The sequence below is a fragment of the Streptomyces sp. P13-3-3 genome (genome assembly GCF_050571355.1).
GTDB lineage: Bacteria > Actinomycetota > Actinomycetes > Streptomycetales > Streptomycetaceae > Streptomyces > Streptomyces althioticus.
The window spans coordinates 2,410,805-2,426,508 of sequence record NZ_CP192228.1 but is presented as its reverse complement, the minus strand read 5'-3'; the positions used below and the strand labels follow the sequence as shown (position 1 = coordinate 2,426,508).

At 71.9% G+C, this 15,704-nt stretch carries 16 protein-coding genes; 3 read left to right on the top strand and 13 right to left on the bottom strand.

Annotation, left to right across the window (positions count from 1 at the left end):
* Positions 1-194 precede the first annotated feature (194 nt).
* The 6 genes from cbiE to ACQZOG_RS10950 form a co-directional block, all read right to left on the bottom strand.
* The gene (gene cbiE, locus ACQZOG_RS10975) at positions 195-1,406 is read right to left on the bottom strand and encodes a precorrin-6y C5,15-methyltransferase (decarboxylating) subunit CbiE (protein WP_193456097.1); all 1,212 of its coding nucleotides are present in this window, start codon (positions 1,404-1,406) and stop codon (positions 195-197) included.
* Between the two features lie 128 nt (positions 1,407-1,534).
* A complete protein-coding gene (locus ACQZOG_RS10970) occupies positions 1,535-2,173 on the bottom strand; it encodes a GNAT family N-acetyltransferase (RefSeq protein ID WP_033275040.1) in 639 nt (212 codons plus the stop codon).
* A gap of 130 nt (positions 2,174-2,303) precedes the next feature.
* On the bottom strand, positions 2,304-3,131 hold the full coding sequence (locus ACQZOG_RS10965) for a MetQ/NlpA family ABC transporter substrate-binding protein (protein WP_230227355.1): 828 nt from the start codon (positions 3,129-3,131) through the stop codon (positions 2,304-2,306).
* A gap of 86 nt (positions 3,132-3,217) precedes the next feature.
* Positions 3,218-3,955 carry a methionine ABC transporter permease gene (locus tag ACQZOG_RS10960; RefSeq protein WP_033275038.1) on the bottom strand — a complete coding sequence of 246 codons (738 nt, stop codon included), beginning with the start codon at positions 3,953-3,955 and terminating at the stop codon, positions 3,218-3,220.
* Entirely contained in the window at positions 3,952-4,989 is a 1,038-nt protein-coding gene (locus tag ACQZOG_RS10955; RefSeq protein WP_430741471.1) for a methionine ABC transporter ATP-binding protein, read from the bottom strand. The genes ACQZOG_RS10960 and ACQZOG_RS10955 overlap by 4 nt, the downstream gene beginning before the upstream one ends.
* A gap of 388 nt (positions 4,990-5,377) precedes the next feature.
* Positions 5,378-6,028, bottom strand: a complete 651-nt coding sequence (locus ACQZOG_RS10950) for an HAD family hydrolase (RefSeq protein WP_033275036.1) — start codon at positions 6,026-6,028, stop codon at positions 5,378-5,380.
* 94 nt (positions 6,029-6,122) lie between these two features.
* On the opposite strand from ACQZOG_RS10950, the gene ACQZOG_RS10945 reads away from it, so the two are divergent.
* Together ACQZOG_RS10945 and ACQZOG_RS10940 are read left to right on the top strand one after the other, a co-directional pair.
* Complete coding sequence (locus tag ACQZOG_RS10945; RefSeq protein WP_037638649.1) at positions 6,123-6,482, top strand: hypothetical protein; 360 nt, start codon at positions 6,123-6,125, stop codon at positions 6,480-6,482.
* A gap of 1 nt (position 6,483) precedes the next feature.
* Positions 6,484-6,912: a hypothetical protein gene (locus tag ACQZOG_RS10940; RefSeq protein WP_430741470.1), complete on the top strand. Its 429-nt coding sequence runs from the start codon at positions 6,484-6,486 to the stop codon at positions 6,910-6,912.
* Positions 6,913-6,960: 48 nt separating this feature from the next.
* On the opposite strand, the gene ACQZOG_RS10935 is transcribed toward ACQZOG_RS10940, so the two are convergent.
* The 3 genes from ACQZOG_RS10935 to ACQZOG_RS10925 form a co-directional block, all read right to left on the bottom strand.
* On the bottom strand, positions 6,961-7,458 hold the full coding sequence (locus ACQZOG_RS10935) for a GNAT family N-acetyltransferase (RefSeq protein ID WP_033275033.1): 498 nt from the start codon (positions 7,456-7,458) through the stop codon (positions 6,961-6,963).
* 57 nt (positions 7,459-7,515) lie between these two features.
* Positions 7,516-8,028, bottom strand: coding sequence for a sigma-70 family RNA polymerase sigma factor (locus ACQZOG_RS10930; protein ID WP_033275032.1), 513 nt, complete (start codon positions 8,026-8,028; stop codon positions 7,516-7,518).
* Between the two features lie 75 nt (positions 8,029-8,103).
* Positions 8,104-9,282, bottom strand: coding sequence for a glycerophosphodiester phosphodiesterase (locus ACQZOG_RS10925; protein ID WP_359597072.1), 1,179 nt, complete (start codon positions 9,280-9,282; stop codon positions 8,104-8,106).
* 413 nt (positions 9,283-9,695) lie between these two features.
* On the opposite strand from ACQZOG_RS10925, the gene ACQZOG_RS10920 reads away from it, so the two are divergent.
* On the top strand, positions 9,696-10,370 hold the full coding sequence (locus tag ACQZOG_RS10920) for a lysophospholipid acyltransferase family protein (protein WP_033275030.1): 675 nt from the start codon (positions 9,696-9,698) through the stop codon (positions 10,368-10,370).
* Positions 10,371-10,631: 261 nt separating this feature from the next.
* Here ACQZOG_RS10920 and ACQZOG_RS10915 read toward each other — a convergent pair whose 3' ends face one another.
* The 4 genes from ACQZOG_RS10915 to argH all read right to left on the bottom strand — a co-directional run bounded on the left by ACQZOG_RS10915 (position 10,632) and on the right by argH (position 15,616).
* Positions 10,632-12,158 (bottom strand): MFS transporter, encoded by a 1,527-nt coding sequence (locus ACQZOG_RS10915; protein WP_430741469.1) that lies wholly within the window; start codon positions 12,156-12,158, stop codon positions 10,632-10,634.
* Positions 12,155-12,742 (bottom strand): TetR/AcrR family transcriptional regulator, encoded by a 588-nt coding sequence (locus tag ACQZOG_RS10910; protein ID WP_359597302.1) that lies wholly within the window; start codon positions 12,740-12,742, stop codon positions 12,155-12,157. Before ACQZOG_RS10910 ends, ACQZOG_RS10915 begins: the two co-directional genes overlap by 4 nt.
* A gap of 83 nt (positions 12,743-12,825) precedes the next feature.
* Positions 12,826-13,803, bottom strand: coding sequence for an aldo/keto reductase (locus ACQZOG_RS10905; RefSeq protein WP_058915765.1), 978 nt, complete (start codon positions 13,801-13,803; stop codon positions 12,826-12,828).
* 382 nt (positions 13,804-14,185) lie between these two features.
* Positions 14,186-15,616, bottom strand: a complete 1,431-nt coding sequence (argH, locus tag ACQZOG_RS10900) for an argininosuccinate lyase (RefSeq protein WP_037638654.1) — start codon at positions 15,614-15,616, stop codon at positions 14,186-14,188.
* Between the last annotated feature and the right edge of the window lie 88 nt (positions 15,617-15,704).

The following is a 15,704-nucleotide window of genomic DNA, read 5'->3' as shown; positions in this document are numbered from 1 at the left end:
TGATCGGCGACGGTTCCGCTGTGGACTGCGCCACGTTGCGCGTCCTCCGGTTCCTGCCGTACCACGACCCACCCCAAAACGGGCGCGCTTTTTGGACATTGGCCGACGAAGCGTCGGGTGACCAGTGCGGTACAACGATCGGCCAGCCTACCGCGCGCAGTACGACAAACCGATCACGGGGACGGCTATGGGGCTCAACGGCCGCGGGCGGGCAGCACCCCGCTGAGCAGGAACGCGACGCTCCGTTCCTTCTCCGTCCAGGCCCTGGTGTCGAGTTCGACGGACTGGAGGAGGGCGCACTCGACGCGGTAGCCGTGCTCCGTCAGGTTCCGGCCGATCAGTTCGGCGTCGTCGCGGGTGGCCGCGTGCGTGACGATGCGCTGCGGACGGCGGTCGGCCACGGCGGAGACCACGGCCGCTCCCCCGCCGCCGACCCGGACCACATCCGGTTCGGGGAGGTTCTCCAGGATCTGCGGCGCGGCGCCGTGGACGATCTGCATCTGGACGCCGTGGCGGCGCGCGGCGGCGTCGGTGCGGGCGCAGGCGTGGCGGTCGTGGTCGACGGCGATGACGGCGGCCCCGGCCCGTGCCGCGTCGGTGGCGAACGCGCCGGAGCCGCAGCCGATGTCCCAGACGAGGTCGCCCAGGCCCGGCCCCAGGCGGGCGAGTTGACCGATGCGCACGGGTTCCCGCTCACCCTCGCCGAGGTCCGCGCCGTACTCCCCGGCGGGCAGGGTCCAGCCGCGCGGCCCGGCGGAGGGGTCGCGTCCGGCGATCCAGCCGGCGGAGTCGCCGGAGGCCACCGGGCCGCCGATGACGATGACCACGTTGGGGTCGCGCCAGGTGTGGTCGGCGGCCTTGTCGGAGGTGACGACGGTGACCTGTTCGCGCGCGGTGCCGAGTTCCTCGCAGATGACGAAGGAGCGGTGGACTCCCTCCATCAGCAGGCCGAGTTCGGCGGGTCCGGCGCCGGGCGAGGTGAGAACCGCCACTTTGGTGTGGGCCCGGCACACGTTCACCGCGCGGCGGAGGGTGCGCGGGTGGGCGACGACCACCTCCGCGTCGTCCCAGGGCATCCCGGCCCGGGCGAAGGCGGCGGCGACCGAGGAGACCGCGGGGACGACCTCGACCTCCAGGCCGAACTCCGGGGCGCGCAGGGTGCGTACGACACCGAAGAAGCCGGGGTCGCCGTCGGCGAGCACGACCGCGGTGCCGCGGTGGGCGGCGATGCGGCGGGCGGCGAGGGAGACGGAGCCGAGGCGGATCCGCTCGGCCGCGGCGGGCACCTCGGGGAGCGCGAGGTGGTGTGCGGCGCCGGCGACCAGCGTGGCGGCGCCGAGCGCGGCGCGTGCCGCGTCGGTCAGCGGCGAGCCGTCCCAGCCGATCACCGTGACCCGGTCGGCCATCGTCGTCAGTCTCCCGAGGTTTGCGCAGGTCGTCGTCCGGCTGTTCCGCACGGAGGCGGTCTGTCGAGATTACCTGGTGCGGTCACGGGCCGCCGCGCCGGTGCGGGCCGCCGTACGCCCCTCGGGCATCAGTTCCAGTCGGTGTAGCCGGGGTAGCCGCCGCTGTCGGCCAGTTGTCCGTCCGCGCCCTCGATGTCCTCGGGCAGCAGGCTCCACACGATGTAGTCGGTGCGGACCTCGCTCCACCCGCCGTCCTCGCCGCGGACCCTGGCTATGCAGGCGTTGCGCAGCACGCCCTCGCTGATGCAGCCGATCTTCTGGGCGACCTGCTGGGCGGCGGTGTTGTCAGCGGCGGTGCGCAGTTCGACACGCTGGAGCTTCTGGTCGCGGAACAGCCACTGGGCGGTGGCGAGCGCGGCCTCGGAGGCGTAGCCCTCGCCGCGCGCCCAGGGGGCGACGATGTACGACAGCTCGGTGGACCGCACGTGCCAGTTGGTGCGGGTGAGCCGGACGAGGCCGACCAGGCGCTGGGTGAGGAACTCGGCGACGGCGAGATCCAGGCCGTGCCCCGCGGCGCGTTCGGCGGGGGCGTACTCGGTGATCCAGGTGCGGGCGGTGTCCTCGGTGAACGGCTGCGGAGCTCCGGTCCAGGCGCCCACCTGCTCGTCGCTCATCATCGCGGCGAGGGCGGGGACGTCGTCCGCGTCGAGGGGACGCAGCACCAACCGCTCCGTGCTGAGGGAGATGTCGGGGAAGGTGCTCGTCATGCGCCGCTCCGTAACTGAGAGACCGTCGGGTGCTGCTGAACTGCCCAGCATGCAGCATGAAAGCACCGGAACGCACCACGGGGTCCACCCCTTGCGGCGGAGTGGACCCCGTGGTCGGCGCGAGGCCGGATCAGAAGGAGGCGAGCACCGAGCCGGCGTACGTGTCCTCGATGAACTTCTTCACCTCGGGCGAGGTGAGGAGCTTCGCGAGCTTCTTGACGCGCGGGTCGTTCTCCTGGCCCTCCTTGACCGCGAGGAGGTTGCTGTTCGGGTTGTCCTGCGCCTCTTCGAGGACCAGGGCGTCCTCGGCGGGCTTCAGGTCGGCCTCGATGGCGTAGTTGCCGTTGACGACGGCGGCGTCGACGTCGTCCAGGGAGCGCGGGGTCTGGGCGGCCTCGAGCTCCTTGAACTTCAGCTTCTTGGGGTTGTCGGTGATGTCCGCGGGGGTCGCCGAGGTGCCGACGCCGTCCTTGAGGGTGAGCAGGCCGTTGGCGGCGAGCAGCTGCAGCGCCCGGCCCTCGTTGACGGTGTCGTTGGGGATCGCGATCGTCGCGCCGCTCTTCAGCGCGTCGGCCTTCTTCACCTTGTGCGAGTAGAGGCCGAGCGGCTCCAGGTGCACGTCGACGACGGACACGATGTGCGTGCCGTTCTTCTTGTTGAAGTCGTCGAGGTACGGCTGGGTCTGGAAGTAGTTGGCGCCGACCGAGCCGTCCTCCGTCGCGGTGTTCGGGGTGACGTAGTCGGTGAACTCCTTGACCTCGAGGTCGAGGCCGGCCTTCTCCGCGAGGTTGTCCTTGACGAAGTTCAGGATCTCGGCGTGGGGCACGGGGCTCGCGGCGACGACCAGCGGGCCGGAGGTGTCGGAGGCGGCGTCCTTGTCCGAGCCGCAGGCGGAGAGCCCGAGGGTGAGGGCTCCGGCGGCGAGGACGGCGGTGGTGATCTTGGCGGTGTTACGCACGAAAAGTGCCTTTCCTTGGATGGTGCGACCCCGTCTTGGTGCACGGGGAGTCTGGGGGGCCGGGGCCGTGCGGCCTTGCGGCCGGGTCAGGCGACCTTGCCGACCTCGGCGGTGGCGGGCTCCTCGCCCTTCAGCAGCCGCAGCTTCGGACCGGGTCCTGAGCGGGCGCCGCGGCGGTGCAGGGCGCGCGCGGCGAAGTCGCCGGCGAACTGGATCAGCGAGATGACCACGGCGAGGATCGCCACGGTGATCCACATCAGGCCGGTCTCGAAGCGCTGGTAGCCGTAGCGGACGGCGAGGTCGCCGAGTCCGCCGCCGCCGACGGTGCCGGCCATGGCGGAGTAGCCGATGAGCGCGATGACCGTGGTGGTGGTGGACGCGATCAGCGAGGGCAGCGCCTCGGGGACGAGGACCTTGCGGACGATGGTCCAGGTGTTGCCGCCCATCGCCTGCACGGCCTCCACGAGCCCGTGGTCCACCTCGCGCACGGCGGTCTCGACGAGCCGCGCGAAGAAGGGGATGCCGCCGATGGCGAGCGGCACGATCGCCGCCTCGCTGCCGATGGTGGTGCCGGTGACCCAGCGGGTGAAGTTCATCAGGGCGACCATGAGGATGATGAACGGCAGCGAGCGCCCGACGTTCACGATCTGCCCGATGACCTTGTTCACCAGGGTGTTCTGCAGCAGTCCGCCCTTGTCGGTGAGGACGAGCAGGATGCCGAGCGGCAGGCCGCCGACGACGGCGATCAGGGTCGACCAGCCGACCATGACCAGCGTCTCGGTACAGGCCTGTTCCAGCAGCGGCTGCATCTCGGACCAGGTCACTTGGCGCCCTCCTTCACCAGCGTGGGCTCGTCGTGGTCGACGACGTCGATCTGCAGGCCCTGCTCGCGCAGGAAGCCGATGGGCACGACGTTGTCCTCGTAGCGGCCGGGCAGTTCGATGCGCATGCGGCCGACCTGGAGCCCGCCGACGGTGTCGATGGCGGCGCCGAGGATCGATATGTCGATGTTGTAGGTGCGGGAGAGCTGGGAGATGACCGGCTGGGTGGCGCTCTCGCCCTGGAAGGTCACGTCGACGACGGTGCGGTCGTCGCCGCTCGCCTCGCCGCCGACGGGGAACAGCGCGGCGGCGAGTTCCGAGCCGGGGGTGGCGAGCAGGTCGGTGACCGTGCCGGACTCGACGACGCGGCCCCTCTCCATGAGGGCGGCCGAGTCGCAGATCGACTTCACGACGTCCATCTCGTGCGTGATGAGCAGGACGGTGAGGCCGAGCTGGCGGTTGAGGTCGCGCAGCAGCTGGAGGATCGACCGGGTGGTCTCCGGGTCCAGGGCGCTGGTGGCCTCGTCGGAGAGCAGCACCTTGGGGTCGCCGGCGAGGGCGCGGGCGATGCCGACGCGCTGCTTCTGGCCGCCGGAGAGCTGGGCCGGGTAGGACTTGGCCTTGTCGGCGAGGCCGACGAGGTCGAGCAGTTCCAGTGCCTTGCGGGAACGTTCCTTCCCGCTCTTGCCGAGGATCTCCAGCGGAAGTTCGACGTTGTCCTGGACGGTGCGCGAGGACAGCAGGTTGAAGTGCTGGAACACCATGCCGATGCGGCTGCGCGCCTGGCGGAGCTCCCGGCCGGCGCGGGGGCCGCGGCCGGCGAGCGCGGTGAGGTCCTGGCCGGCCACGGTCACGGTGCCCGAGGTGGGGCGCTCCAGCAGGTTGACGCAGCGGATGAGGGAGGACTTGCCGGCGCCGGACTGGCCGATGACGCCGTAGACCTCGCCTTCGCGGACGTGCAGGTCGACGCCGTCCAGGGCGGTGACCTCGCGGCCGCGTGAGCGGTAGACCTTGGTGAGGCCCGAGGTGGTGATCACGTGGGTTTCCGTCACTGTCGAGTGCGCGGCGCGTCGTGGGCGCCGGGCACGGGGCATGCAGGGAATGGCGGCAGGGCGGCACGTCTCGCGGACATGGAGGGGTCCGGGGAGAGACGTGCGCGGGGCGTGGCTCGGCCGCGCGTGCGGGGCACGGAAGCGGACGTGAGCCGGCTCTCGCTTCGGGGCGCGAGGCTCAGGCGGTGCGGGGGCCCTCTAGAAGGCGCGCATTCGGAGGAGACACATACAACGAGCACCGGGCGTCATCGTCGCCTCGGTCGCAGGGATGCGGTCGCTCGTCGTGGTCATGCGGCCAGTAAAGCAGACGTTCATATCTGGACGGACCCGGCTGTCCGCATGGTGGACAGCCGTGGACACCCGTGCGCGCACGTCAGGGGCGTACGGCGATCTCGATCCCGGCATCCGTGACCAGTGCGGACAGGGCCGACAGGTCCCTCACGACCAGGTCGGCGGTCAGTTCCTCGGCGCGGTGGGTTGTGGCCAAGGCCACGGTCGTCATGCCGGCGGCGCGGCCTGCCTGGAGTCCGGCGGGGGCGTCCTCGAAGACGACGCAGTCGGCGGGGTCGACGCCGAGCATGCGCGCGGCGAGCAGGTAGGGCTCGGGGTCGGGCTTGCCGCGGGTGATGTCGTCGGCGGCGACCAGCGTCTTGGGCCGGATGCCTGCCGCGCCCAGCCGGGCCTCGGCCAGCCGCCGGGTGGCGGAGGTGACCACGGCCCAGCGCTCGGCGGGCAGTCCGGTGAGGAACTCCTCGGTCCCGGGCAGCAGGGTGACCCCGCCGTCGGCGACGTCCTCCACCTCCAGGTCCTCGATGCGCGCGACGGCCTGCGGCACGACGTGGGCGGGCAGCAGGTCGGCGGCTATCTCGGCGGCCGGCCGCCCGTGCAGCTCGATGCGCGCGAAGTCCTCGGCCGTCAGCCCGTACTCCACGGCCCACCGCGTCCAGCAGCGGTTGACGGAGGCCAGGGAGGACACGAGGGTCCCGTCGTTGTCGAACAGCAGGGCACGCGCATGAATGGTCATGCCATCGACCCTACGGGGCCGTCGGCCCCGGCCGGGAACGACGGCCCCGGGGCCGGGGTGAGCGCGGCTTTTCCGGCGTAATAGGCTCCCTGCCATGCTGGATGTCCTGACCGTGGTGACCGCTGTCGCCGCGCTGCTGCTCGCCGCCTGGTGCGGCTGGGCCGCCTACCGTGACCAGCCGACGAAGGACTGGCATTTCATCGGCATGGCGGTGGTCACGCTGCTGGCGCTGGTGCAGCTGGCGGTCGGGATCGTGCAGCTGGCCCGGGGCGAGAAGCCGGAGCAGGGCACGACGATCTTCGTGGCGTATCTGCTGGGCTCGGCCGCCTGCGTCCCGGCGGCGGGCTTCCTGTCGCTGGGCGAGCGCACGCGCTGGGGTTCGGTGACCGTCGCGGCGAGCGGTGTGGTGCTGGCCGTGCTCGAGGTGCGGCTGTTCGACATCTGGGGAGGCTGAGATGACCGCGACGCAGGAGAGGCCGAACCGGACGCGGCTGGCGAGCGGGCCCGGACTGCTGCTGGTCTGGCTGTACGGGGTGATGGTCGTGGGCGCCGTGTCGCGCTCGGCCTACCAGATCGCCACCGAGTTCGACCGGGCGCCGCTCGCCTACACGCTGTCCGCGCTGGCCGGCGTGGTCTACGGCTTCATCACGTACACGCTGGTGCGCGGCGGGGAGAAGGCCCGCAGGGCGGCGCTGGCGTGCTGCGCCGCCGAGCTGGTGGGCGTGCTGACCGTCGGCACCTGGACGCTGGTGGAGCCGTCCGCCTTCCCCGACGCCACCGTGTGGTCCGACTACGGGATGGGCTACCTCTTCATCCCGGTGCTGCTGCCGCTGACCGCCGTGTACTGGCTGCGCCGGTCGCGCGCCCAGGAGCCGGTCGCCTGACGGGCGGGCCGCCCTCCCGGGCGGCCGCCCCCTGTCACGCCGTCACGGTCAGGCGGTCGTCGCGTACGTCTCCGCCTTCTTCTCCAGCACGATCATCGGTACGCCGTCGGCGCCGCGGGACGTGCCCACGCGCTGGTAGCCGACCTTGCTGTAGAGGCTGAGGTTGCTCTCGCTGCGGTGACCGGCGTGCAGCCGGAACGTGCGGGCTCCGCGCTCGCCGGCGAGGGCGGCCTCGGCGGCCTTGAGGAGCCGGGCGCCGATGCCGTGGCCCTGGAGGCGGGGGTGGACGCAGAGCTTGCCGATCGCGGCGGCGCCGTCCTCGGTGATCCTGCCGTGCACCGAGCCGACGATCTCGTCGCCGAGGCGCGCGACGAACACACAGTCGCGGGCGACCTCGTCGCGGACCGAGTCGAGGGTCTGGACCAGGGGATCGATGCGGTAGTTGCCGTAGAGGGCCGCTTCGCTCTGGAAGCACAGGTACTGCAACCTGAAGATCTGCTCCGCGTCCTGCTCGGCCGCCGCAGAGATGGTCACGCTCATGCCCATGTGCGCACGCCTCCCGCTCACCTGATCACCTGTCGTCCCCCACTCCTATCCCCGTCCTCAGCCCGCCGCAACCTCCGCCGCGAGTAAACGACGCAGACATCCCAGGCATCTGGAGCGTTCCGGGCCGAGACTGCCCTGTGAGATACCCAACTCCCTTGCGATGTCCCGGTATGTCGGATCGCGCGGGGACAGCAGCGCGGTGAGCAGACCGGGGCAGCGGCCGGGGAGCCGGCGGACCGCGTCACGCAGGGCGCGGCGGTGGGCGGCGACGAGCGCGAGCCGCTCCGGGTCGTGCCGGCCGGCGTCGGCGGGTTCGCGGGTCAGCGCCGTCTCGCGGCGCGCGGTGCGGCGGATGCGGCGGGCCTCCGCGCGGATCGCGCGGCGCAGCCAGAGCGGCGGGTCGGCGGGCGGTCCGGCACGGCGGAGCCGCTCGAGGAGCCGGAGCCAGACCGCCTGTTCCAGGTCGCCCGCTTCCGCGCCGCTGCCGGAGGTCTCGGCGGCGGCCTCCGCGGCGAGGAGGGGACCGAGCAGGGCGATCAGGTCGTCGGCGGGACGCGCGTGGGTTCTCACGTACGCAACGACCCGCGCGCCCCGGGCGGGGTTGCCCGGGGCGCGCGTGCCTCACCCCTTCCGGGGCGGGGCGGGTCAGCGGTTGACGAAGTCCTCACGGGCCAGCAGCCCGGTGTCCGGCTGGTCGGTGAAGACGCCGTCGATGCCGGTGGCGAAGTAGGCGCGGTACGCGCCGAAGACGTCGCCGTAGGCGTCGGGGTCGGACCCCTTGCGGAACTCGGCGGGCAGGAACGGGTTCTCGTTGCGCATCGTGTAGGGGTGCAGGATCAGGCCCGCGCGGTGCGCGTCCCGGACCAGGGTGGTGGGCTCGGTGAGCCGGTCCGCGGAGTCGCGCGGGATGATCAGGTTCAGGGTGGGGCCGATGCCCTGCGCGTAGGAGGCGATCTCCTTGAGGCCCTTGGGCGTGATCAGGTCGTCGACGGTGCGCGGGTCGCCGGTCTCGGTGAAGTCCCAGGGGCGGGTGCCCGCCGCGTCGAGCAGGACGACCAGCGGGTTGCCGACCAGCCGGCTCATGCGCTCGACGGCCGTCGGCTCGAACGACTGCAGGATGACGGGCGAGTTCCTGCGGTCCTTGCCGTGCCGGCGGAGGATCTTCGCCACCCGCTCCTCCAGGCCGAGGCCCAGTTTGCGGAAGTAGGTGGGGTGCTTCAGCTCGGGGTAGATCCACACCTGCTTGCCGCGCCCGCGGGTCTGCTCGTCCTGCCAGCGCAGCACCTCCTCGAAGGTGGGGATCTCCCAGCGTCCGTTGTAGAGGGTGTTGTGCGGGCGGTTGGCGGGGATGCGCTCCACGGCACGCAGCCGCTTGAGCTCGGCGAGCGTGAAGTCCTCGGTGAACCAGCCGGTGACCTCGACGCCGTCCAGCGTCTTGGTGGTGCGGCGGCCGCCGAACTCGGGGTGGTCGGCGACGTCGGTGGTGCCGCCGATCTCCGGTTCGTGGCGGCAGACGAGGTGGCCGTCCTTGGTGGGGACGAGGTCGCCCGCCTCGACGATGTCCGCGCCCATGTCGAGGGCGAGCTGGTACGAGCCGAAGGTGTGCTCGGGCCGGTACCCGCTGGCGCCGCGGTGACCGATGATCGTCGGCACGGGCAGGCTGTCGAGGCCCCGGCCGCGTCCGCGTCCCCGTCCGGGGTCCCCGGCCGCGCGGGCCGTGCCGGCGAGCCCGAGGACGGTGCCGCCCGCGCCGAGGACCGCCGCCCCGAGCACGGCCCGCCGGCCGGTCCCGCTCGCCTGTTCGTTCGACTCCGGTGTCGCCATGAACGCCTCCTGTGTGGCTGATGCGGTGCGGGCCGATCGTAGGTGCGGGTGGTTGACGCACGGGAGACCCCCGGCCGAACACTCGGGTGGTGTCGCATGACGTACGCCCCCTCCTGCGGATGACGTACGTCTGCCGTATTCCGGTGCGGATGTGACGGCACGTCCGGTTCGTGAAGGCGGGCGCGGGTACCCGGGCGGGGCGCAAGTCCGGGCGAGCTGCGTCACAGCGTGACGGCCGTGTTGCGCGCCGCCCTCGGGCGAGGCCGCGCAGGTGAACCCGGGTCAAGAGTCCGTAAGACCTCGGTTAACTGCCCCGAGCCCGATGTGCGCGACTCCCCGGACCGCGAGTAATGTCCTCACCTGCACAGACTCATACGGCATTCGTCGACGTCCGCTTCCCACCGGAGGGCCCGTTGTCCCGCTTCGCGCTCATCAAGGCAGTGCTCGGTCCGATCATGCGCCTGATGTTCCGCCCACGGGTGGAGGGTGCGGAGCACATCCCCGGCGACGGCCCGGTGATCCTGGCCGGCAACCATCTGACGTTCATCGACTCGATGATCCTTCCGCTGGTCTGCGACCGACAGGTGTTCTTCATCGGCAAGGACGAGTACGTCACCGGCAAGGGTTTCAAGGGCCGCCTGATGGCCTGGTTCTTCACCGGCGTCGGCATGATCCCCGTCGACCGCGACGGCGGGCGGGGCGGCGTGGCCGCGCTGATGACCGGGCGCCGGGTGCTGGAGGAGGGCAACGTCTTCGGCATCTACCCGGAGGGCACGCGCTCCCCCGACGGCCGGCTGTACCGCGGGCGCACCGGCATCGCCCGGCTGACGCTGATGACCGGCGCGCCGGTGGTGCCGTTCGCGATGATCGGCACGGACAAGCTGCAGCCGGGCGGGGCGGGTGTGCCCCGGCCCGGGCGGGTCACCGTGCGGTTCGGTGAGGCGATGGAGTTCTCTCGGTACGAGGGGATGGACCGCGACCGGTACGTGCTGCGGGCGGTCACCGACTCGGTGATGGCTGAGGTCATGCGGTTGTCGGGGCAGGAGTACGTGGACATGTATGCCAGTAAGGCGAAGGAAGCGGCTTAAGTCGGCCGCGGCCGTTTTTTCGGCGGGTGCCGGGTGACGGGCGTCGGGCGACGGGCGTCGGTGGAGGTTCGTTCCTCCGTCGGCGCCCGTCGGCGTTTCGGGGCAACTGCGGGTGGGTGGGGGCTTGTCGCGCAGTTCCCCGCGCCCCTGGGGTGTCGTCCCGTCGGGTTGTGAGATCCCTGCGGGTCGGTGGGGGTTGAGCGCGCAGTTCCCCGCGCCCCTTCGGTGCGCTGCCGTCGGCGCGCAGGTCCCCGTGGCCCTTTACGTGTTTTCCAGCCGTTGGTTTTTCAGCATGAACCATGCTGCTGCTGAGGCTGCCAGGAGGACTGTTGCTCCTGTGCCTGCTGCCAGGGTGAGGCCGTCGACGAAGGATTCGCGGGCTGCGTCGAGCATGGGGGCCGCGGTGGCCGCGGGAAGGTGGGTCGCTGCTTCCACCGCGCTGCCGAGGGACTCGTGGGCGGCCGGCGGGGTGCCGGGTGGGGCGGGGAAGTCTCGGTAGACGCCTGTGACGATCGAGCCCAGGATCGCGATGCCCAGGGCCGCGCCCAGTTCGTAGGCCGTCTCCGAGACGGCGGAGGCCGCGCCTGCCTGTTCCTTCGGGACGCTGGAGAGGATCACGTCCGCCGTCACCGTGAAGGAGAAGCCCGCGCCCGCGCCGACCACCAGGAGAGCGGCTCCCAGCAAGGGGTAGCCGGTGGACTGGCCGATGACGGTGAGGGCGGCCAGGGCCAGGCCGATGGCCGCCAGTCCCCCGGCGACGACCGAGCGCACCGAGAAGCGGCGGGCGGCACGGCCCGCGATCAGGCCGGCCACCACCGCGCCGATCGCGGCGGGCAGTTCCGCGAGGCCCGCCTCGAACGGACGTCGCCCCTGGACCAGTTGCAGGTACTGGGAGAGGAAGAAGACCAGGCCGGACAGGCCCAGCACGGTCAACAGGTCGGCGAGCACCGCTCCGCTGAACCCCCGGCTGCGGAACAGCCGCATGTCCAGCAGCGGCTTCGGAAGCGTCAGCTGACGGCGGACGAACAGGTACAGGGCCGCCGCGCCCAGCAGACCCGCCGCGAGAGCGGGAAGGCCGGCACCGTGGCTCGCCGTCTCCTTCACCGCGTAGACCACGCCGATCATGCCGGCGAGGGACAGGGCGACGCTGGGCAGGTCCCACGGGCCCGGCTCCGGGGTGCGCGACTCCGGGAGGAGCTTGGCGCCGACGACCACCAGGACCGCCATGACCGGCAGGTTGATGAGGAAGACCGAGCCCCACCAGAAGTGTTCGAGGAGCAGTCCGCCGAGGATCGGTCCGACCGCCGTGCCCGCGGAGGCCGTCGCGCCCCAGATGCCGATGGCGAGGCTCCGCTCGCGCGGGTCGTGGAAGAGGTTGCGGATCAGCGCGAGGGTGGCCGGCATCAGCGTGGCGCCGGCGACGCCGAGCAGGGCGCGCGCCGCGATCATCACCTCGGGCGTGTGCGCGTAGGCGTTGAGCACGGAGATCAGGCCGAACGCGGCCGCACCGTACAGCAGGATCCGTTTGCGGCCGACGCGGTCGCCGAGGCTGCCCATCGACACGAGCAGTCCGGCGAGCACGAAGGAGTACACGTCGCCGATCCACAGCAGCTGGGAGCCGGTGGGGGCGAGGTCCTCGCTGATGTACGGGGTGGCGAGGCCGAGGACGGTCGCGTCGACGGCCACCAGCAGGACGGCGAGCACGAGGACCGAGAGGGCGAGCCAGCGGCCGGGGCGGGGCGCCGCCCTCTCCTCGGTCGAGGTCTCCGGCCGTACGGCGCTGGTCATGATTCCTGCCTTGCCGCCGGGGCTCCCGGCAGAGCCGGTTCCTCCGGGCGTCGTACGCCGCCGATCAGCAGTTCGACGGTCATGTGGGTGAAGTCCTTGGGGGCGACCCGGCCCTCGGCGACCGCCCAGGCGGCGGACGCGAGCAGACCGAAGAGGGCCTCGGTGAGCCACGCCGGGGTGAGGTCGATGCGGAACTCGCCGCTCGACTGGCCTCGCCGGAAGAGCGCGGACACGCTCTCGTCGATCCTGGTCCAGCCCTCGTTCTGCCCCTCGCCCTCGAACAGCTGGTTCTCGGTGTAGAGGAAGGCGAGCAGGCCGGCGTGCGGTTCGATCTCGGCGACCAGGCGCCGTACGGCGTCGGTGGCGGGGCCCTCGTCGGTGCGGGCGGCGGCCAGGGCGGCCTCGCACTCGGCGATGCCCAGCGCCTCGAGCGCGCGGACCAGCGCGTCCCGGCCGGCGAACTGCCGGTGCAGGGTGGCGCGGCTGATCCCCGCGGCCTTGGCGACCTCGTCCATGGTCGCGGTGGATTTGCGGGTCAGCAGGGCCGCGGCGCTGCGCAGCACGTGCTCTCGGTCGACAGCCATGAGACGACGGTACCACATGTGAGACATTTATGTCTCACTAGGGGCGTGCGCGTCTCACGGGTGGGTCGGGGTGGTGGGGCCTGTCAGTGCCAGGGCAGCGTGCTGCGGTGCTGCCAGTACGCCTCGGGGGTCTCGGTCAGCGGGACCAGACGGGCGAGCTGGTCGTCGGTGAGGTCGACGGCCGCCGCGTGCAGGTTCGAGGTCAGCTGGACGACCGTCGCCGCGCCTGACAGGACGACGCCGACCCACGGCTCGCGCAGGATGACGGCGAGGGCGACCGCGTCGCAGCCCAGCCCGGTTTCCTCGGCGACCGCGCGCAGCGGTTCGGGGGCATGCGGTGCGGCCAGGCGGCCGTTGGCCATGCCCTCCTTCACGATCACCGTGAGTCCGGCGTCGTGCGCCTCGGCCAGTGCGGGACCCGCGGAGGTCTCCAGGACGTTGAAGGTGGACTGCACGGTGCGGAACAGGGGTTCGCCGTCGACGGTGACCGCGAGGGCCGCGCGGATCGCGTCCGCCTGGCGGGGACCACTGGTGGAGAAGCCGACGGTGACTCCCTGCGCCGACGCCTCGGCGAGGCGGGCGTGCAGGTCCTTGTCGGTGAGGGCCGGGCTGTCCGGGGTGACCGAGTGGATCTGGTAGAGGTCCAGGTGGTCGCCGAGGATCGCGGCCGTCTCTGCGCGCTGGCGTTCGTACGCGGCGAGGGAGTGGTCCTTGACCTCGTGACGCTCCGCGTCGGTGGTCCAGCCGGCGGTGTAGGTGTAGCCCCACTTGCTGCCGACGACCACGTCGGTGACGTCGGGGCGGCTGTTCAGCCAGTCCCCGAGGAACTCCTCGCTGCGGCCGTAGGACCGGGCCGCGTCGATGTAGCGGACGCCTTGGGCGTAGGCGGCGTCGAGGAGTTCGTGGGTGCGCGTGCGGAGGTTCTCGACCGTGCGGTCGTCGCCCTCTCCGAGGTCGGCGGCTCGGTCGAGGGTGATGTAGGCCGGGCGGCCCACCGCGGCGAGGCCCAGGCCCAGGTGGGCGGTGGGGGTGGTGGCGGTGGCCAGGCGGGAGAAGGGCATGTCGGCTCCGTCGGTTGGCTCCGGTACGGCTGTGCCAACGTAACCCGCGGTGTGGGTGCGGCCTTGTGTATGGGGGTGGGACTTGCCGGGGCGGGGCGGGGGCGGGTGCGGGTTCGTGGGGGTTGTTCGCGCAGTTCCCCGCGCTCCTGGGGGGGTGGGTGGTTTCCGGGGCGCGGTGGGTGCGGCGTCGTCGGGGTTGAGCGCGCCGTTCCCCGCGCCCCTGGGGGGTGGGTGGTTTCCGGGGCGCGGTGGGTGCGGGTTCGTGGGGGTTGTTCGCGCCGTTCCCCGCGCCCCTGGGGGGTGGGTGGTTTCCGGGGCGCGGTGGGTGCGGCGTCGTCGGGGTTGAGCGTGCCGTTCCCCGCGCCCCTTTGGGGCGTCTTTGTTACTGGTTCTTGGCGGTTGACCACTTGTGCTGGAGGGACACGTTTTCCTTCAGTTCTGCCAGCTGCGTGGCGACCGCCGTGGGGGCCGTGCCGCCCCTGCCGTTGCGGGAGGCGAGGGCTCCGGGGACGTTGAGGACCGTGCGGACCTCGGGCGTGAGGTGGGCGGAGATCTTCGCGAACTGCTCGTCCGTGAGGTCGTCCAGCTCCTTGCCCTCCGACTCGGCGACCTTCACACACTCGCCGGCCACCTCGTGGGCGACACGGAAGGGCACGCCCTGGCGGACCAGCCACTCGGCGATGTCCGTGGCGAGGGAGAAGCCGGCCGGGGCCAGTTCCTCCATGCGCTCCCGGTGGACCGTGAGGGTGGCCATCATGCCGGTGAAGGCGGGGAGCAGGATCTCCAGCTGGTCGATGGAGTCGAAGACCGGTTCCTTGTCCTCCTGGAGGTCGCGGTTGTACGCGAGCGGGAGGGCCTTGAGGGTGGCCATCAGGCCGGTGAGGTTGCCGATCAGGCGGCCGGACTTGCCGCGCGCCAGCTCGGCGATGTCCGGGTTCTTCTTCTGCGGCATGATCGACGAGCCCGTGGAGAAGGCGTCGTGGAGGGTGACGAAGGAGAACTCCTTCGTGTTCCAGATGATGATCTCCTCGGCGATCCGGGAGACGTTCACACCGATCATCGCGGTGATGAAGGCGAACTCGGCGACGAAGTCGCGGGAGGCCGTGCCGTCGATGGAGTTGCCGGCGCTGCCGTGCTCGAAGCCGAGGTCCTTGGCGACCGCCTCCGGGTCCAGGCCGAGGGAGGAGCCCGCGAGGGCGCCGGAGCCGTACGGGGAGACGGCGGTCCGCTCGTCCCACTGGCGCAGCCGCTCCGCGTCCCGGGAGAGGGACTGCACGTGGGCGAGGACGTGGTGGGCGAAGAGCACCGGCTGGGCGTGCTGGAGGTGGGTGCGTCCCGGCATCGCGACGTCCGGGTGGGCCTCGGCGAGCCCGATCAGCGCGTCCTGGAGGTCGGCGATCAGACCGCCGATGACGCGGGCGTGGTCGCGCAGGTACATCCGGAAGAGGGTGGCGACCTGGTCGTTCCGGGACCGTCCGGCGCGCAGCTTGCCGCCGAGGTCGGGGCCGAGCCGCTCCAGCAGGCCGCGCTCCAGGGCGGTGTGGACGTCCTCGTCGGCGATGGTGCCGGTGAAGGCGCCGGAGGCGACGTCGGCCTCGAGCTGGCCGAGTCCTTCGAGCATGCGGGTCAGCTCGTCCTCGGTGAGCAGGCCCGCCTGGTGGAGCACGCGCGCGTGGGCGCGGGAGCCGGCGATGTCGTAGGGGGCCAGCCGCCAGTCGAAGTGGACGGACGCGGACAGCTTCTCCAGGGCCTCGGCGGGACCGTCGGCGAAACGGCCGCCCCAGAGCCGGACGTCACCGCTGTTGCTGCTCACTGCGTGCTCCTCGAGGGTTCCGGATGTGCCGCCGCCTCCCCACGGACGTGTGGAGAGGCGGCTGTCAGGCTAGTGCGTGTGAGGGGTC